This is a genomic window from Pseudoduganella sp. UC29_106 (genome assembly GCF_044055365.1).
In the GTDB taxonomy this organism is placed as follows: domain Bacteria; phylum Pseudomonadota; class Gammaproteobacteria; order Burkholderiales; family Burkholderiaceae_D; genus Rugamonas.
The window spans coordinates 1,067,525-1,087,180 of record NZ_CP171977.1 but is presented as its reverse complement, the minus strand read 5'-3'; the positions used below and the strand labels follow the sequence as shown (position 1 = coordinate 1,087,180).

General features: G+C 62.6%; 9 protein-coding genes and 3 pseudogenes. 8 read left to right on the top strand and 4 right to left on the bottom strand.

Going from position 1 to position 19,656, the window contains the following annotated elements; genetic code table 11:
• Positions 1-206 precede the first annotated feature (206 nt).
• From ACHMW6_RS05700 to ACHMW6_RS05690, 3 genes are all read left to right on the top strand, one after another.
• Positions 207-3,062: a TonB-dependent receptor gene (locus ACHMW6_RS05700; RefSeq protein ID WP_395406173.1), complete on the top strand. Its 2,856-nt coding sequence runs from the start codon at positions 207-209 to the stop codon at positions 3,060-3,062.
• 249 nt (positions 3,063-3,311) lie between these two features.
• Positions 3,312-4,289 (top strand): IS110 family transposase, encoded by a 978-nt coding sequence (locus tag ACHMW6_RS05695; protein WP_395403447.1) that lies wholly within the window; start codon positions 3,312-3,314, stop codon positions 4,287-4,289.
• 422 nt (positions 4,290-4,711) lie between these two features.
• Positions 4,712-7,258: a TonB-dependent receptor gene (locus tag ACHMW6_RS05690; RefSeq protein ID WP_395406172.1), complete on the top strand. Its 2,547-nt coding sequence runs from the start codon at positions 4,712-4,714 to the stop codon at positions 7,256-7,258.
• A 3-nt stretch (positions 7,259-7,261) separates the two neighbouring features.
• Here ACHMW6_RS05690 and ACHMW6_RS05685 read toward each other — a convergent pair whose 3' ends face one another.
• Positions 7,262-8,395, bottom strand: a complete 1,134-nt coding sequence (locus ACHMW6_RS05685; RefSeq protein ID WP_395406171.1) for a PepSY-associated TM helix domain-containing protein — start codon at positions 8,393-8,395, stop codon at positions 7,262-7,264.
• A gap of 148 nt (positions 8,396-8,543) precedes the next feature.
• On the opposite strand from ACHMW6_RS05685, the gene ACHMW6_RS05680 reads away from it, so the two are divergent.
• From ACHMW6_RS05680 to ACHMW6_RS05660, 5 genes and pseudogenes are all read left to right on the top strand, one after another.
• The gene (locus ACHMW6_RS05680) at positions 8,544-10,886 is read left to right on the top strand and encodes a TIM-barrel domain-containing protein (protein WP_395406170.1); all 2,343 of its coding nucleotides are present in this window, start codon (positions 8,544-8,546) and stop codon (positions 10,884-10,886) included.
• Between the two features lies 1 nt (position 10,887).
• Positions 10,888-12,696, top strand: coding sequence for a hypothetical protein (locus ACHMW6_RS05675; RefSeq protein ID WP_395406169.1), 1,809 nt, complete (start codon positions 10,888-10,890; stop codon positions 12,694-12,696).
• Positions 12,693-13,537 (top strand): annotated as a pseudogene (locus tag ACHMW6_RS05670) (DUF1593 domain-containing protein); the annotation flags it as partial. The gene ACHMW6_RS05675 and the pseudogene ACHMW6_RS05670, both read left to right, overlap by 4 nt.
• Positions 13,538-13,624: 87 nt before the next feature.
• A complete protein-coding gene (locus ACHMW6_RS05665; protein ID WP_395408540.1) occupies positions 13,625-14,173 on the top strand; it encodes a hypothetical protein in 549 nt (182 codons plus the stop codon).
• A 208-nt stretch (positions 14,174-14,381) separates the two neighbouring features.
• Positions 14,382-17,144 carry a TonB-dependent receptor gene (locus ACHMW6_RS05660; RefSeq protein WP_395406168.1) on the top strand — a complete coding sequence of 921 codons (2,763 nt, stop codon included), beginning with the start codon at positions 14,382-14,384 and terminating at the stop codon, positions 17,142-17,144.
• 210 nt (positions 17,145-17,354) lie between these two features.
• On the opposite strand, the pseudogene ACHMW6_RS05655 reads toward ACHMW6_RS05660, so the two are convergent.
• The 3 genes and pseudogenes from ACHMW6_RS05655 to ACHMW6_RS05645 form a co-directional block, all read right to left on the bottom strand.
• A pseudogene (locus tag ACHMW6_RS05655) lies at positions 17,355-18,271 on the bottom strand (metallopeptidase TldD-related protein).
• A gap of 49 nt (positions 18,272-18,320) precedes the next feature.
• Positions 18,321-18,710 (bottom strand): annotated as a pseudogene (locus tag ACHMW6_RS05650) (PmbA/TldA family metallopeptidase); the annotation flags it as partial.
• A gap of 141 nt (positions 18,711-18,851) precedes the next feature.
• Positions 18,852-19,649, bottom strand: a complete 798-nt coding sequence (locus tag ACHMW6_RS05645; protein ID WP_395406167.1) for a carbon-nitrogen hydrolase family protein — start codon at positions 19,647-19,649, stop codon at positions 18,852-18,854.
• Between the last annotated feature and the right edge of the window lie 7 nt (positions 19,650-19,656).

The following is a 19,656-nucleotide window of genomic DNA, read 5'->3' as shown; positions in this document are numbered from 1 at the left end:
AGTGGCTGGTAAAGAAGACGAAGCGCTGCATGACGAAAAAATCCATTAACGTTAAACCACTATAACAACAGATAGCCGGGTTTGGCAACCCCATTGTCGGCAGGAATTGTGTTGCGCACAAACCACCAAAACCGAACTCATCTTGGCAAAAAAGCATATAACGGCAGTTCTCTCACGAAAACCACTTTAATTTCTGGAGATTTGCCATGCATCGAATGCGCCCCTTGCCGGGCGTGTTGCGACGAGCTTTTCCTCTCGCAATCACGCCCCTTCTGCTGTCCTCCTTCGCCGCACAAGCCCAGACCACCGGGCCCGACCAGAACCAGCCCATCCAGCGCGTTGAAATCACCGGCACCAATATCCGCCGCGCGCAAGCTGAGACGTCCAATCCCGTGCAGACCGTGAGCCGCGCCGACATCGAGAAGTCGGGCAAGACCACCGTCGCCGAACTGCTGCAAACCCTGGCGGTCGACAACCAGGGCTCCGTGCCCACCACTTTCGGTTCCGGCTTTGCGGCCGGCGCCTCCGGCATCTCGCTGCGCGGCCTTGGCGCCGCTTCCACCCTGGTGCTGCTGAATGGCCGCCGCATCGCGCCCTATGGCTTGGCCGACGACGGGCAGAAAGTGTTCGCCGACCTCAACATCATCCCCACCGAAGCGGTGGAGCGCGTTGAAGTGCTGAAAGGCGGCGCTTCCGCGATTTACGGTTCCGACGCGATTGCCGGCGTGGTCAACGTGATCCTGCGCAAGGATTACAAAGGCACCGCCATCCGCGCCAGCAGCGGCATCTCGCAGGAGAAGGACGGCAGCGATACCCGCCTCGCCATCACCCACGGCTTCGGCGACCTGGAGAACGACAAGTACAACGCCCTGTTCAGCCTGGAGTTCGGCAAGAAGAACGAGGTGTGGAACCGCGACCGCGCCGGCCGCGGCCCGGTCGGCCTGTCCGACTTGCGCCCCTTCGGCTTCAGCGCCCAGGAAGCGCTGGGCGGCACCGGCGCCATCACGACCAACAATGCCGCCGGCAACGCCATCAACGGCAACGTGCGCAATCCGGTCACGCTCGACTACTACAACCGCGGCAATCCGAACGGCGTGGGCTTCACCCGCACCTTCCCCGGCGCGGCCTGCTCCAACTTCACCAGCCATCCGCAGGGCGACCCCGGCGGCGGCTGCCTGATCGACGCCACACAGCAATATAGCCAGATGCAGCCGGACCAGAGCACCATCAACCTGTTCGGCCGCGGCACCTGGCAGGTGAATCCGGACTGGCAGACCTACGCCGAGTTCAACGTCTACACCAGCAAGACGAAATCCTCGACCACGCCTTCCGCCGTCAGCTCCAGCGTGGGTTATCCGGGCGGCCCGGTCAGCAATGCGTCCGTGTCCCTCGGCGCAGCGCATCCGGACAATCCCTACTTCGGCAGCACCGCCCGCCTGCGCTACCTGGCGGCCGACGTGGGTCCGCGCACCAGCGAGATCGAATCGACCTTCACCCGCGCCGTGCTGGGCGCCAAGGGCTCGGCGGCCGGCTGGGACATCGATTCCGCCCTGCTCTTCTCGCAGAGCCGCGTGAACAATGACCGCACCGGCTATCTGCAGCGCGATGTCGCCTTCGCCCTGCTGAATCCGAGCGCGGCCAACGTGGCGGCGGCCAGGAACAATCCCGCTTACGCCGCCCTGCCAGCCGGCACCTTCTGGCGCATCGGCGAAAACGCCGGCCTGAATTCGGCCGCCATGTATGCGGCACTGTCGCCGACGATCTCGAACGATGCGCGCAGCCGCATCGCCCAGATCGACGTGAAGGCGTCGCGCGAATTCGGCAAGCTGCCGGGTGGCGCGATGGGCCTGGCGGTGGGCGGTGAATTCCGCCGCGAGGAAACCTTCCTGCGTCCGACCACGGGCACGGACCGCGGCAACATCATCGGCCTGGGCTACTCGGCCTACGAGGGCGCGCGCAATGTGGGTGCAATCTACGCCGAGCTGCTGGCGCCGGTGCTGAGCACCGTGGAAGTGTCCACCGCGATCCGCTTCGACCACTTCACCGACGTCGGCGATTCCTATACGCCGAAGCTGGGCATCAAGTGGACGCCAACCCGCACCTTCGCCCTGCGCGGCAACTTCGAGCGCGGCTTCCGCGCCCCGAGCGCCGCCGAGAACGGACGCGGCGGCCTGGCGGCATTCTCCACCGCTTCCGACCCGCTGCGCTGCGGCCTGGGCGTGCAGGCGGCCTGCGATCCGGCGTCGATTGCTGTCATTACTTCGCCGAACCCGAACCTGTCGCCGGAACGCTCGAAGAGCTACTCGCTGGGCGCGGTTTGGGACCCGCTGCCGCGCACCAGCATCTCGCTGGACGTGTGGGAGATCAAGCGCAAGAACGAGATCAACCAGGAACAGGTTGATGCGGCCATCGCCGCCGGCAATGTGGCGCGCGATCCGTCCACCGCGACCAATATCCCGGGCGATCCGGGCGCCATCACGGCGGTGCTGGCCAACTACGTGAACTCGGCTTCCACCAAGGTGCGCGGCGTCGACCTCGACATGCGCCGCGTCTGGCCTCTGGGCGGCTACGGCAACCTGACCACGGATGTGAAGTGGACCCACCTCTTCAAGTGGCTGCGCACCGAGAAGGATGGCACTTCGCGCGACTTCGCCGGCACGCACGGCAACTGCGACGTAACCAACTGTATCGGTACGCCGGACGATCGCGTCAACCTGTCCGCAACCTGGGACCGCGACCAGTGGCGCGTGACCGGCACGGTGAACTTCCGCGGCAAGATGGATAACACCCTGTTCAAGAACGATCCGGATGGCTGCGCGAGCCACTTCGCCAACGGCCAGGATGCGCCGAACGGTTGCAAACTGAGTTCCTTTACCACGCTGGACTTGACGGCCCGCTACCGCTTCAGCCCGAAACTGGAGATCTTCGGCACGATCCAGAACCTGTTCGACAAGGAACCGCCGCTCGATCCGCTGACCTACGGCGCCGCCGGCTTCAATCCGCTGGATTACAGCGGGGCGATGGGGCGCTACTTTAACGTTGGTCTCCGCTATCAGTTCTAAGCCGCGGGCCGCGCACGCACGGCGGATCAAACGATCCGCCCTTGTATCTTTACCTTGTTGGTGGTTAGCTACTACCAACGGAAGTGATGGGGAACTTGCATCCGCCCTGAGGGCTTAGACCCTGCTGCGTAGATGAAGCCCATCACTTCGCCTCCACACCATTTCGACACTGGACGGTAGCCTAGGGCTTGGACCCTGCATGTACAAGGTGAGTGGGTGGGATGATTCGCTGAGGCAAAGGGGAAGATCATGTTCTATTTGGGCATAGATGTATCCAAGGCCAAGCTCGACTGCGCCTTGTTCGATAGTTCAACTAGCAAGCAGAAATGTAAAGTCGTGAGTAATGACCCGGATGGCTTCGCTAAGTTGCTGGACTGGCTGGCCAAGCAAAAGGTAGAGGCGGTGCATGTCATCATGGAGCCGACTGGCGTTTATCATGAGCCAGCCGCCTTGGCACTGACCGATGCGGGCATTAGGTTATCGCTGGTTAATCCGGCCCAACTGCGCAATTTTGCCAAGGGGCTTGGGGTTAAGACGAAGACCGACAAAGCAGATAGCAGTGTCCTGGCACGCTTTGGGGCCACGCAAAATCCCGAACTCTGGCAACCGCCTTCCATCGCCGCACGCACTTTGAAAGCCCTGCTGGCAAGGCGCGATGTGCTCGCCGAACACCTGCAGCGTGAACATAATCGCAGGGAAATGATTCAGTTCAGCGAAGTGCCTGCGCCCGTTCAGCAGTCCATCGCTGCCTCTATCGAATTTCTTACTGGCGAACTGGCACGGCTGGATCAACAAATTCAGAGCCATATAGACGATGACCCAGATCTGAGAGGGAAGAAAGACCTCTTGGAGACCATTCCTGGCGTCGGTCCGCGTGTTGCGCTCAATATGACGGCGTTGCTGGCTGCGCGCCATTTTGAGCGCGCCGAACAACTGGCCGCCTATCTGGGCCTGGTGCCGGTTCAGTGGGAGTCCGGCACTTCAGTCAGTGCTCGGCCACGCATGTCCAAAGCCGGCCCTTCTCATTTGCGCAAGCTGCTTTATATGCCAGCAGTAGTAGCGATCCGCGCAAATCCCCACATCAAGGCGCTTTATGAACGACTGCTGATCCGTGGCAAGCCCAAGATGGCTGCCATCGGCGCAGCCATGCGCAAACTAGCCCACTTATGTTTTGGAGTCGTCCACACCGGCAAGCCTTATGACGCAAAATTAATGCATCCAGCTTGACGGCGGAGACGGTATCTACGCACCGGAGCTACTCTCGCAAATGGATTCGTGACGCGTATCGCGGATCATTGATCCGCCGTGAACGACACACCCGGAGCTGCTCACGCGAACCGATCGAAACGCGTAGGGCGGATCATTGATCCGCCGCGACTGACACGCGACTTGATACAAAACGGGGCAAACGCCCCGTTTTTTTGTGAGGCAAAGTTACAACACAATCCACATTATTTTCTTGTCAATTGCCTCCCATCAAATAAACTCTATGCAACCCATTGCACAGACGAAGGTCTGGTGCTCTGATGGCGCCGAATCACACTTTGACAGGAGTTCAATTAATGAATCTACGCGTGTGTGTACTATCCGCCTGGGGCCTGCTGGCCACCCTCCCCGCCCTGGCACAGGAAGCTGCTCCAGAAGAAAGAATGATCCGGGTTGAAATCACCGGTTCCTCCATCAAAAGGCTGGTCTCGGAAACTTCCCAGCCGCTCACCGTCTTCAAAGCCGAAGAATTCACCAAGCAGGGCCTGACCACCGCGCAGGAAGTCCTGGACCGCATTCCTTCCAACCAGACCAGCATGGGCGCCGGCAATACCGTCGGCGGCAACACCAGCGGCCTGCCGACGGGCGGCCAGGCGGTGGCCGATCTGCGCGGTCTGGGCGGCGACAAGACCCTGGTGCTGCTGAACGGCCGCCGCATCGCCAACCACCCGTATGACGGCGCCAGCGTCGACCTGAACGTGATTCCCGTGGCCGCGCTGGAACGCGTGGAAGTGCTGCGCGACGGCGCGTCCGCCATCTACGGTACGGACGCCATCGGCGGCGTGATCAACTTCATCACGCGCCGCTCCGTCAAGGGCACGACGCTGACCGCTGAAGCCGTGATTCCAAAGGAAACCGGTGGCAGGGAAAAGCGCGCCAACATCATCAGCGGCGCCGGCGACCTCGATGCCGACGGCTGGAACGTGTTCGGCGTGCTCGATTACCACAAGCAGGACGTGCTGACTTCGCAGCAGCGCGAATTCTCGAACACCGGCGTGCGTCCGGACCGCGGCCTGAACCTGACCTCGGGCACCACCTTCCCCGGCAACTACTTCGACCCGGTCAGCGGAGCGACGGGCAATCCCGGCCGCGCCAGCGGCTGTAACCCGCCCTTCTCGCTGCCGATTGGCGGCGGCGGCACCTGCCGCCAGGACTTCACGCGCCTGATCGACGACTTGCCCGAACAGGACCAACTGGCCTTCTTCGGCCGCGCCGCCATGAAGTTCGGCGAGCACACCGCCAGCGTCGAATACCTGCACTCGCGGAACAAGGTGCAGTCGCGCACCGCGCCGCCGCCGCAGACGGGCCTGATCCTGCCGAAGTCCAGCCCCTACTATCCGGGTAATTCGGGCGGCGTGCCGGCCCAGCCGGGCCTCTCCGGCGAGCCGCTGTCCGTCAACTGGCGTCCGCTGGAAGCAGGCCAGCGCCAGATCAACTCGAAGGGCGAAGGCGACCGCTTCGTGGCCGCGCTGGAAGGCCTGGTGGCAGGCTGGGATTACAAGGGAGGCATCAGTCACTCCATCAGCAAATCCGAAGAAGTATTCACCGGCGGCTATGTGCAGGACTCCGGCTTCGCCGCCGGCGTGCTGAACGGCATCCTGAACCCCTTCGGCCTGCAGAATTCCGCCGGCAAGGCTTACCTGGACAGCGTCGCCCTGCGCGGCAAGGTGCAGGATGCGAAGAACACCACCACCGCCTTTGACCTGAAGGCCAGCCGCGAGCTGATGCAGCTGGCAGGCGGTCCGCTGGCGATGGCGCTGGGCACCGAAATCCGCCACGAGAAGGCCGACTTCAACGTCAACCGCGATATCGCGGGCCAGGCCGCCAGCTCAGGCCTTTCCGGCTCGCTGTCCAAGAACGGCTCGCGCAATATCAAGGCAGTGTTCGGCGAATTGAGCGTGCCGATCATCAAGGACCTCGATATCCAGGCTGCCGTGCGCTATGACGATTACAACGACGTAGGCAGCACCACCAACCCGAAAGTGGGCGTGCGCTGGCAGCCGACGCCACAGGTGGTGCTGCGCGGCTCGGCTAGCACCGGCTTCCGCGCCCCCACGCTGTTCGAAAAGAACGCGCCGCAGTCGAAGAACGATACCAACAACTCGTACAACGACCCGATCCTGTGCCCGAACGGCGTGCCGCAGCCGGGCGCCAATCCGCTGCGCGACTGCGACCTGCAGCAGTTCAAGCTTCAGGGCGGCAATGCCAACCTGACGCCGGAAAAGTCCAAGACCTTCTCGTTTGGCGCAGTGGTCGAGCCGGTGCGCAATGTGACCGTGGCCCTCGACTACTGGAACATCCGCCTGAAGGACAAGATCGGCGCGCTGCCGGAGCAGACCATCTACGGCAACTACGAGAAGTACAAGGCGCGCTTCCTGCGCAATCCGGACGGTTCGCCGTTCGCGATCCAGGACTTGAACGAAAACCTGGGCAAGGTGCGCACCGACGGCGTGGACGTGAGCCTGACCGCGACCACCGGCCGCACCGACTACGGCAACTTCTCGCTGAACCTGGACGGCACCTGGGTCCACAAGTATGAGTACCAGAACGAGCGCGATGGCGAATACATCCAGAACGTGGGCCGCTATGCGGACATCGTTCCCGTGTTCCGCTGGAAGCACAACCTGTCGCTGACCTGGAAGACCGGCCCGTGGAGCGCCACGCTGTCGCAGAACTTCCGCACCTCGTACGTGGACCAGAACCAGGTCGATCCGGAGTTCTTCAACCGCGTTTCGTCCTACCAGCTGTGGAACCTGTCGGGTACTTATACCGGCTTCAAGGGCCTGACCCTGACCGCCGGCATCAAGAACCTGTTCGACAAGGATCCGCCGTTCACCAACCAGGGTACGACCTTCCAGCAGGGCTACGATCCGCGCTTCACCGACCCGATCGGCCGCGCGCTCTACCTGCGCGGCAGCTTCACCTTCTAAGGCTTACGCGGCTTCGGCCGCAACCGCCGCCGTGCCTGCAGCCGCGGGCACGGCAACTCCCCTCTTCAGCCACAGATACAGCCCGCTGCCCAGCACGATGATGGTGGCCAGGTCCAGCATCGCCCACAGGAACTGCATCCAGCCCCCGCCATAGTCGCCGAAGTGCAGCGGCTGCGACACCAGCATCGCTGTCAGGTACCAGGGCAGCTCGCGGCTGTCCGTGATCTGCGCCGTCTGCGCATCGACCAGCACCGGCTTGTACAGGCGCGAAGTGAGCGCCGTGTCGCCGCGCAGGAAGATGCCGAAATGGTGTTCACTGGTGTAAGGCGTGCCGGGGAAGGCGACAAAGCCCAGCTTCATGCCCGGCTCGCGCGCCAGCGCATTGCCGATCGATTGCTGGATAGAGCCGAACTGCTGCAGCGGCGGTGCGTTCCTGTAGGGCGCGACCATGTCCGCCATCTCGGTGGCTTGCCAGTATTTGAGCATCAGGTCGGCCCAGGTATTGATCATGCCGGTGGCGCCGACCACGAAAGCCCATACCAGGGTGACGATGCCCAGCAGGTTGTGCAGGTCCAGCCATTTCAGGCGCGGCGCGCGGTCGCGCCGCACGGTGCCGAAATCGAGCTTGCGCATAAAGGGCGCATACAGCACTACGCCGGAGACGATGGCCACCAGTAGCAGCAAGCCCATGAAACCGAGGAACAGCTTGCCCCACAGGCCTGCATACAGGTCCACATGCAGGTGGAACATCACGGCAATGAAGCTGCCCTCGAACTGCGGCGTCGGCAGGGCCTGGGCCGTGCGCGCATCGACCGCCACGGACTTGAAATCGGGATCGGTGCCATGGGCGCCCAGGGTCATGTTCCAGATATTTGGTTCGTCCGGCTCCTGGGACATGTAGAGCATTTTCTTGTCCGGATACTGCGCCTTCGCCGCAGCGATCACCTTGTCCAGGTTCGCCTTCGGCGTATTGGCCGGCAGCTCGGGCGCCTCGACTTCATTGCCCAGCAGGTGGCCGATTTCATGGTGGTAGATCAGCGGCAGGCCCGTCAGGCACAGCAGCAGCATGAATACAGTGCAGACCAGACTGGTCCACTTGTGGATCCACGCCCAGCGGCGGATGGTTTGAGGGCTCATGGCCGGGTCCTCGGCAAAAATATGAATGCTAATGCAAATCATTCGCATTTACAATGGTTTTGAAAACGTTCTCAGTTTTGGTGAATTTCGTAATTGCAGGGCGAAATTGCCCAACGCACAATGTCCGCAAACAACACTGGAGGTGAGAGTGAGACAGCAATGCATGCGCGCGGCCGTTGCAGCCGCGATTTCGTTCATGGCGGCCGCCGTAACGCAGGCCGCGCCGATCAAGACCCTCGACCGCGAGGGCGCCTGGGTGTCGGTGGAAGCCTATGGCCCCAACGTCATCCACGTCACCATCGCGCAGGACAAGGCGGAAGTGCTGAAAGGCCCCGGCTTCGGCATCCTGCCTGCCAACGGCGACAACAAGCCTTTCAGCCACAGCGGCAGCAAAGACGGCGACACCTTCAGCTCCCCTGCCCTCAGCCTGCACATCAATGCCGCGCCGCCGCCGCACGTGCCCAGCATGGGCGAAAAATACTTTGCGCCCGCACTGGCGCCGGTCGGCCTGCAGGTGCGCAATGCGGCCGGCGAGACCGTGCTGAAGATGAATGGCTGGGAAATGTCGCCACAGACCGTGGCGGGCGAAAAGACTTACCAGGTCGGCGCTTCCTTTGCCGCGCCGGCCGACGAGCATTACTACGGCATGGGCCAGAACCAGGAATCCCTCGGCCCGCTGGACCTGCGTGGCAAGGTGCTCGACTGCCAGCACTGGTATGACGCGCCCGCCGGCGAAACGGTGTGCGTGCCCTTCATGGTGTCTTCCAAGGGCTATGGCATCGTGTGGGACAACGCATCCGCCACGCGCTTCGTGGCCGGCGTGAACGGCCGCATGGGCTTCCAGTCCAAGGTGGGCGAGCGCGTGAGCTTCTTTGTCATCACGGGCAAGACGCCGGAAGAGATCTACTCGGGCTATGCGCGCCTGACCGGCAAGACCCCGATTCCACCGAAAGCCGCCTTTGGCCTGATCCAGTCCAAGGCGCGCTACGACAGCCAGCAGGAAGTGCTGCGCGTGGCGAAGACCTACCGCGAGAAGAAATATCCGCTGGACGTGATGGTGGTGGACTGGTTCTACTGGACCCGCATGGGCCAGATGGATATCGACCCCGCGCAATTCCCCGACCCGGATGGCATGAACAAGCAGCTGCACGACATGGGCATGCAGTCCATCATCTCGATCTGGCCGCGATATGAAACCTCGGGCCGCTACTTCAACGAACTCGATGCCAAGGGCTACTTCCTGAAGGACAAGGATGGCAAGACCGTCGATGGCCTGCCCTTCCGCTCCGATCGCACGGGCGCGCTGATCGACGCCACCAATCCGGAAGCGCGCAAGTGGTTCTGGGAGAAGGCGCGCGACAATGTCCTGTCGCACGGCTTCGACTACCCATGGCTCGATGAAACGGAACCGGACCTGGTGCCCGATGGCTTCTTCTATTCCATCGGCTCGGGCGACCGCTATCACAACCTGTTCCCGCTGCTGCACGTGGAAGGCGCGGCGCAGGGTCTGCGCGCGTGGAAGCCGAACAAGCGCGGGCTGATCCTGTCGCGCGCCGCCTATCTCGGCTCGCAGCGCACCGGCGCCCTGTTCTGGTCTTCCGACATCCAGCCGACCTGGGAAGCGCTGGCGCGCCAGGTGCCGACGGGCCTGAACATGACCGCGTCCGGCATCGCCTACTGGGGCAACGACATTGGCGGCTGGCAGAAGCTGGGCGGCCACGCAGCCTCGCCGCGCACGCCACTGATCGACGGCTCCGAAGCGAGCGCCGTGATCGGCGAGTACCGCGACTATCCCGAGCTGTTCACGCGCTGGTTCCAGTACGGCACCTTCCTGCCGACGCTGCGCGTGCACGGCGACCGCAAGGAAACCGAGCTCTGGTCCTTCGGCAAGCAGGCCGAAACCATCCTGGCCGAGTACAACCGCCTGCGCTACCGCCTGATCCCTTACATCTACAGCCAGGCCAAGTTCACGCACGACACGGGCGCGCCTTTCATGCGTCCGCTGTGGATGGACTTCCCGCAGGACCCGAAGGTGGCCGACATCGGCACGCAATACATGTTCGGCCCCGCTTTCCTCGTTGCGCCAGTGACCGCACAGGGCCAGACGGAGAAGGATGTCTACCTGCCTGCGGGCAGCGACTGGTACAACTTCTGGACCAACGAGAAGCTGGCCGGCGGCCAGTGGGTGAAGGTGGCAGCACCGATCGAGCGCATCCCGGTCTTCGTGCGCGCCGGTTCCATCGTGCCGATCGGTGCGGAGATCCAGTCCACGGCAACGAAGCAGGCCATCAGCGAGATCCGCGTCTACCCGGGCCGCGACGGCGAGTTCGCGCTGTATGACGATGACGGCATCTCCTACGACTACGAGAAAGGCAAAGGCAGCCTGACCCGCCTGCGCTGGGACAACAGCAAGGGTGCGCTGAGCGCCACCGGCGGCGACAGCGCTTTCGCAAAGTCCGCGCCAGGCTTGGTCAAGGTACAGGGCAAATAATATGCGCACACTGATTGCATCCGCAGTCCTCGCGCTGGCTGCCGGCACGGCCGGCGCCGCCCATTACCAGCACTTCAAGACCGCGATCTATATCCCGGTCAATGTGACGAAGAGCCTGGCCGACACGGCCCTGTTCGAGCACCAGTTCGCGCGCGCAATGAACCAGGTCCCGTTCGACAAGGTCTACATCGAAACCTACCGCGACAACCACTTCGCCACCGACGAGGAAATCGAGAAGGTCAAGAATGCCTTTGTCGCCAAGGGCATCGAGGTCGGCGGCGGTGTGACGATGGCGGCCGGCGGTTTCAATGGCCAGTTCATGACTTTCGACTACGAGAAGCCGCAAGACCGCGCGACGGCAAAGAAAGCCATCGAACAGGCCGCGCGCCACTTCGACACCATCATCCTCGACGATTTCTTCTTCTACACTTCCAAGTCCGATGCGGATATCGCGGCCAAGGGTAAGCGCAGCTGGACGCAATACCGCCTCGATACCATGCGCAAGGTGTCGCAGGACCTGGTACTGAAGCCGGCCAAGGCCGTGAACCCGAAGGTGAAGGTGACGATCAAGTACCCGAACTGGTACGAGCACTTCCACGGCCTGGGCTTCGACCTGGAAAAGCAGCCGGAAATGTTCGACGGCATCTACACCGGCACCGAAACGCGCGATCCCGTCATCACCGACCAGCTGCTGCAGCAGTACGAATCGTATTCCGTGATCCGCTACTACAACTCGCTACGTCGCGACGGCCAGAACGGCGGCGGATGGATCGATACTTATTCCACGCGCTATCTGGACCGCTTCGCCGAACAGCTGTGGGACACGGCCTTCGCCAAGCCGCCCGAGATCACCCTATTCAACTGGCACCCGATGGCCGAGGACAAGCCGGCCGTGGAAGGCGAACGTCCCTGGGCCGACCAGGACACGAGCTTCAACTGGAAGAAAATTTCCGCCGACTGGCGCGCTGCGAACCCCAATGTCGCCGCACCGCCGGGCTGGGGCCTCGCCGCCCACGCTGCGCTGAAACAGGCGGACGAAGCGCTGGGCCATCTGGGTAAGCCGGTCGGCCTGGCCAGCTATCGCCCGCCGCACGCATCTGGCGAAGACTTCCTGCACAACTACCTGGGCAACGTCGGCATCCCGGTCGAAATGAGTGCGCGCTTCCCCACCGAAGCGAATACCGTGCTGCTGACGCAGGCCGCCGCGACCGACAAAGACATCATCAGCAAGGTCCGCAAGCAGCTGGAGGCAGGCAAGAATGTGTTCGTGACTTCGGGCTTCGTGCGCGCCACGCAGGACCGCGGCTTCAACGACCTGCTCGAAGTGCGCGCCACGGGCGAGCAGGTTGCGTTGAACGATTACTTCAACGGCTACGGAGCAGGTAATGGCGAATCGCTGCGCGACGATCCGAAAGTAGCGCCCCGCGACGTGATCTTCCCCGAGCTGCACTACTTCACCAACGATGCCTGGCCGATCATCCGCGGCGTGTCCGGCGCGCGCGGCTTCCCCATCCTCGTGATGAACCGCTACTCCAAGGGCATCCTGTACGTGGTTAATATCCCCAGCAATATCGGCGACCTTTACAGCATGCCGGTCGGCGTGGTGAACAGCATCAAGCAATACCTGCTGGCCGATATGCCGCTGCGCATCGAAGCACCGGCCGGCGTGAGCCTGTTCACCTACGATAACGGCGCCTACATCATCCAGTCCTTCAACGACGTGCCGGCGAAAGTGCGCGTGCTGAAGAAAGGCGCCCAGCCGAGCGAAGTGACGATCGCGCCGCACAGCTTCAAGCTGTTCAAGTCATGAAGCTGCCTCCCGCGCTCGCCACCACGGCAGCAGCCGGCGTCTTCGCACTCGCCTGCGCCGCAAGCGCGGACGCCGCCCCGGCCGCTGCGTCGGGCGCCGCTGCTCCGGGTGCGGGAGCGAAAGCGCGCCTGCTGGTCCTGAGCGACATCGAAGCCGATGCGGACGACAGCCAGTCCCTGGTCCGCCTGCTGCTGTACGCAAACCAGATCGACATCGAAGGCCTGGTCGCCACCACGTCCGTGCACCAGAAAGCACGCGTCGCGCCCAATCGATGCGCGCGATCATCGCGGCGTATGGACGCGTGCAACCCAACCTGCTGAAGCATGAGAAAGGCTTCCCTGCTGGCGCCACACTTTCCGCGCTGGTGAGCAGGGGTTTGCCCGTCTACGGCATGGCCGGCGTGGGCGAAGGCAAGGATTCGCCCGGCTCCAACATGATCATCAAGGCGCTGGAACGGCCGGACCGGCGCCCGCTATGGGTATCGGTATGGGGCGGCGCCAACACGCTGGCGCAGGCGCTCTATCGCATCAAACAGACGCACACGTCCGCACAGACCGCAAAGCTGGTAGCGAAATTGCGCGTCTACGCGATCTCCGACCAGGACGACACCGGCATCTGGCTCCGCACCAATTTCCCTGACCTGTTCTACGTGGTCAGCCCCGGCGGCTACGGCGCCGGGACCTGGGGCGGCATGAACGTGACCGAGCCCGGATTCGACAATTCGGAAGTGAGCAATGCGTGGATCGCGCAGAACATCCAGCAGGCACACGGCCCGCTGGGCGCGATGTACCCGGACGTCGCCTACGGCATGGAAGGCGACACGCCCGCCTTCCTGTCCCTGATCCCGAACGGCCTGAACGCGCCCGAGCATCCCGACTGGGGCGGCTGGGGCGGGCGCTATGAGCTCTACACGCCCGCGCTGGAAAACATGGATCCGAAAGGCTTCACCGGCGGCGTGCCCATTCTGCCCGAACCGCGCCCGATCTGGACCAATGCCACCGACGCATTCACGCCCTGGCTCGCCAACGAATACGGCCGCAGCGTGCGCCCTGCCGACACTGTATCGACCGGCTTCAAGACCACGATCTGGCGCTGGCGCAAGGACTTCCAGAACGACTTCGCCGCGCGCATGGACTGGACCATCAAGCCCTACTCCGCCGCCAACCATCCGCCCGTGCCGGCGCTCGCGCATGCCGACCGCCTCACCGTGAAGTCCGGCGAAATCTTCACGCTCAGTGCCGCCGGCACCACCGATCCGGACGGCGACAGCCTGAGCTACCTGTGGTTCCACTATCCCGAGGCGGGCAGCTACAAAACGCCGCTCAAGACGCAGGGCGCCGACAACCTGTACGCCGTCTGGTACAAGGCGCCGGAAGTCTCTTCGCCGCAGACCGCCCACTTCATCCTCAAGGTCACCGACAAAGGTGCGCCGTCGCTGACACGCTACAAACGCGTGCTCGTCACCTTCACTCCCTGACGCGGTTTTTCCTCCGTGCGCGCCCGCAGATTCGCTCTGCGGGCGCATCCCTATGCGTTTAACTTATATGTTTTCGGAATATTAAATACTAAAGAAACAATAAGAACGGAATGCCAACGGTTAGTACGATGGTCAAAGAGCAGACAACGTTACCATAAAAAACGGCTGCCATTTACGGAGAAAGCTTACATAACGGAGACCAAGAAGTATGCAAAAACTCAACATGAGGAAGACTGTTTTAGCCGCCCTGATCGCTGAAATCCTGTTGCCGCTGGGCGTTTCGGCACAAACTGCAAACGAACCGATTAACGTCGACGCCGGGGCCAAGGTCGTGGTCAGCGGCATTCGCGCATCGCTCGCCAATTCCCTGACCACCAAACGGATCCAGGACGGCGTGGTTGATGCCGTATCGGCGGAAGATGCCGGCAAATTCCCCGACACGAATATCGCCGAATCCCTGCAGCGCGTGACCGGCGTGCAGATCCAGCGTAATAACGGCGAAGGCCGCTATATTTCGGTGCGCGGCCTGGGCCCGGAATTCAATAATGTCCTGGTTAATGGCCGCACGCTGACCAGCGATACTGGCGGCAGGGAGTTTTCTTTCGACCTGCTGTCTTCCGACCTTATTTCCAAGGCCCTCGTCTATAAAACCTCGCAGCCCTTCCTGCCTGAAGGCGGTATTGGCTCCACGGTCGACATTCAGACTGCAAGGCCCTTGTCCGGAAAAGCCGGCCACAGCTCGGTCATTAATGTCTTCGATTCCTGGGATTCGAATTCGCGGAAAAACACGCCAAATGCCAGCGGCATGTATTCCTTTGCCAACGAGGCCAAGACCTTTGGCGTTACCGGCTCGGTTTCCTATACCGACCGCGCCTCGAAGCAGAACAAGGCGATTACCGACGCATGGAATTACCGCGATGTCGCCATGATCAACGGCGATGCGAATTCCAAAGGCCTGACCGCGGCCGACGTGACGACCAAAAAGCTCTACATGCCGCAGAGTTACGGCTTCCAGCAGGAAAACGAAACTCGCAAGCGCCTGGTCGCCAACCTGACGATGCAGTACAACCCGTCCGACACCTGGAAGCTGACGGCGGACGCCCTGTATTCGCGCCTGAACCAGAAAAATAGTGTGATCGCGATCAGCGACTGGAATAATCCGGCCCAAGTCGGAATCAAGACCGATGCCAGCGGCCAGGTCACCAGCTTCATTCGCCCCGGCGCCACCTTCTTCGCCAACAATCCGGCGCTGGTGGGCAGCGTGCTGACCGACGCCAACTCGAACGATATGATCGTCAAGGGCGGCGACCGACTCTCGATCACAAAGGCCGGTGGCCTGAATTCAAAATGGGCGGTGTCTCCGGACCTGAAGGTGGAAGCCGATGTGAACGCATCGCGCACCACGTCCACCCAGCCGGATATGTGGGTGGTGGCGGGCATGGTGCCGAAGAACAGCGACGTGCTGACCTTCAGCTCCACCCCATCGCTGGTCTTCGGCGACGGCGTGGCCGATCCGACCCAGGTGCGCGCGCACGCCGTGTCCAACAACGATGTGCGCTTCGCCGACTCGCTGCAGGAAGGTCGTGCCAATGTGTCGTGGAAGCACGAGATGGGCTACTTTAAAGGCATCGATTCCGGCCTGGGCTACCAGCAACGCAAGGTGGGCCGCACCAGCTGGAGCAGCGATTCCTGGAACGCCTTCAGCGGCTATCACGTTGCCCTGCCATCCAATCTGTTCACGGTAACGCCGCTGGGCAATCCCTTCGGCAGCGGCGTGCAGGTGCCGGCGGCCTACCTGAGCTTCGATCCTCAGGCCTATATGAATTACCTGAACCAGCCTTCGGTGCTGGCCAAGTCGAACGACCCGGCGTACTACCTGGACAAGACCAGGTTCCCGAACGGACCAATGGCGATCGACTACACCAAGCCTTCGTTCTGGCAGGTGAAGGAAAAGGTTTCGAACTTCTTCGTGGACTCCAAGTGGGAGGGTGAAGGCTGGTCCGCCAATGCGGGCGTGCGCTTCGTGCACGTGAACTCGTCTTCGATCGGCATCAGCCGCACCTTGCTGTCCGCGACCAAAAGCCCGAACGATACAACTTATATCCTGAACTGGGGCCCGTCCTCCACGACCACGGTGGAGAACAGCTACAACAGCGTTCTGCCGTCGGGTAACATCAAGTTCGACCTGACCAGCGACATGCTGCTGCGCCTGGGCGCGTCCAAGACGGAAACCCGCCCGACGCTGAACCAGATGGGCGTGGACAACTGGTACGGCGGCCGCTTCGGCGACGTGCAGACGGGCGGCGGCAATCCTTACCTGAAGCCGATGAAGTCCAGGAACCTGGACCTGTCGTACGAATGGTATCTGTCGAAGACCAACTATGTCAGCGCGGCCGTGTTCCACAAGAGCGTTTCCGACTTCCTGGAGCAGAAGCTGGTGGATATCAAAATCCCTCAGTACAACGAGGTGGTGCACGATACCCGTATCCGCAACGGCCAGAAGGGCAAGATCAAGGGCGTGGAGATCGCCGGCCAGTACGCCTTCGACAACGGCATCCCTTGGCTGCGCGGCTTCGGCGTCGCCGCCAACTACACCTTTGTCGATGCCAAGGCGAACCGCGACGATGACAATGGCACGTCTTCCTGCGGCTACCCGGGCTTGTCCAAGCAGTCGTATAACGGTTCGCTGTTCTATGAGAACGACCGCTTCCAGGCGCGCGTGAGCTACAACTGGCGCAACCACTTCGCGGTGGACTGCGGCGGCGGCAGCACCCTGCCCCGCACCCGCGCCGCCTACGGACAGACCGACGCCAGCCTGCGCTTCAACGTGACGCCAACCATTGCGTTGTATGCGGACGGCATCAACCTGGCCAACTCGCGCATGCATGAATATGCAAGCAATGAGAGCCAGTTCCTGACGCTGGAGGATGTCGGACGGCGCGTGAACGTGGGCGTGCGCGTGGCGTTCTAAGAGTATGGCGGGTCCACCGGCCCGCATCTTGTGTGTGCGCGTGCGCGGCGCGGCGCGGCTCGAATGGCTTCGTCCTACGTTGCGCCCATGCGCCGCGTAGGGCGGATCATCGATCCGCCGTCTGTGGTCCGCCTCAGGCGTCTGCGGTATGCGAGCACGGCGGATCAATGATCCGCCCTACGCTGCACGTCAAATCACACCGAGGCGGAATTACGCCGTGCCGCCAACGGTCACGCCATCAAGGCGCAGCGTAGGCTGCCCAACGCCCACCGGCACACTCTGCCCTTCCTTGCCGCAAACGCCGACGCCCGGATCGAGCTTCATGTCGTTGCCGATCATGGATACGCGGTTCAGCACATCCGGTCCATTACCGATCAGGGTTGCACCTTTAACCGGGTAGGTCACCTTGCCGTTCTCGATCATATAAGCCTCGCTGGCCGAGAACACGAACTTGCCGTTAGTGATGTCCACCTGGCCGCCGCCGAAGTTCACGGCGTACAGGCCGTTCTTCACGGACGCCAGGATTTCTTCCGGTCCTTGTCGCCGGCCAGCATATAGGTATTGGTCATGCGCGGCATCGGCAGGTGGGCGAAGGATTCGCGGCGCGCGTTGCCGGTGACGGGCATCTTCATCAGGCGCGCATTCATCGTGTCCTGGATATAGCCCTTCAGGATGCCGTCCTCGATCAGCGTCGTGCACTGGGTCGGGTTGCCTTCATCGTCGATGTTGAGCGAACCACGGCGGTCCTTCAGCGTGCCATCGTCGACCACGGTCACGCCCTTGGCAGCCACACGTTCGCCGATACGGCCGGAGAAGGTGGACGAGCCCTTGCGGTTGAAATCGCCCTCCAGGCCGTGGCCGATCGCTTCGTGCAGCAGGATGCCAGGCCAGCCAGGGCCCAGCACCACGGTCATTGGACCGGCCGGTGCAGGACGCGAATCGAGGTTCACCAGCGCCGACTTCACGGCATCGTCCGCATACTCCTCCAGCAGTTCGTCGCTGAAGTAGCCGTAGTCGTAACGGCCGCCGCCGCCGGACGAACCCACCTCGCGGCGGCCATCCTGCTCGACGATCACGGTCAGCGACACGCGCACCAGCGGACGGATATCGGCCGCCGAGCACGCCATCGCTGCGCACCACCAGCACCACATCGTATTCACCGGCCAGGCCGGCCATCACCTGCACCACGCGCGGGTCCTTGGCGCGCGCCATCTTCTCGACCTTTTCCAGCAGCTTGACCTTGGCCGTCGCATCCAGCGATTCCAGCGGGTCGTGCGGCAGATACAGGGAACGGCCGCCGGTCGGCAGCATCTTGCCCGCCACCTTCACCTTGCCGGCGCCGGCGCGCGCAATCGTGCGCGTAGCCGCCGCAGCATCCAGCAGGGCCGCTTCGGAAATCTCATCGGAATAGGAGAAGGCCGTCTTTTCGCCGGACACGGCGCGCACGCCCACGCCCTGGTCGATCGAGAAGGAGCCCGTCTTGACGATGCCCTCTTCCAGGCTCCAGCCTTCGTTCTTCGTGAACTGGAAATACAGGTCCGCGTAATCGACCTTGTGGGTGAACATGCTGCCCAGTGCCTTCAGCAGCTTGCCCTCATCGAGGCCGAAAGGCGTCAGCAGGATGTCGCGCGCGGCCGCGAGGGCCTTCATGTTCGGTTCGAATGGTTTCATGGCAATATTCTTTCTCTTATACGGCAACGGGCGATTTTACATCGTGCGGTGTTTGAGCGCAGGCAGGCTTTCGCGTACGCCATGGATGAAAATCTCATCCACTTCGCCCGCAACGACGCCCTCGCCTTCGGCCTTCACGGCCTTCACCTCCCCCCAGGGATCGACCAGCATCGAGTGACCCCAGGTGCGGCGTCCGTTGACGTGCATCCCCCCTTGCGCCGCCGCCAACACATAGCACTGGTTCTCGATGGCGCGGGCGCGCAGCAGGATTTCCCAGTGCGCCTTGCCGGTGGTATAGGTGAAGGCGGCCGGCACCACGATCAGGGACACCGGCCCCATGGCGCGGTACAGCTCGGGGAAGCGCAGGTCGTAGCAGACCGACATGCCCACTTTGCCCAGCGGCGTATCGATGGTGCCGACCGATTTGCCCGGCACGATGGTGCGCGCTTCGTCATAGGTTTCCGTGCCCTTGGTGAAGCCGAACAGGTGGATCTTGTCGTAACGGCCCACATGCTCGCCCTTCGGGTCATAGACCAGGGTGGTGTTGATCACGCGCTGCGGATCGTCGGACGCCAGCGGCAGCGTGCCGCCCAGCAGCCAGATGCCGTGCTCGCGCGCCATTTCGGACATGAAGGCCTGGATCGGGCCTGAGCCCAGCGGCTCCGCCTTCGCCACCTTGTCGCTGTCGCTCATGCCCATGATGGCCCAGTACTCGGGCAGCAGCACCAGCCTGGCGCCGGCGTCCACAGCTTCCCCGATCAGGCGGCGCGCGGTGGCGATGTTTTCTTCCACGACAGGCGTGGAAACCATTTGGACAGCGGCGACGATAGGCATGGCCTCT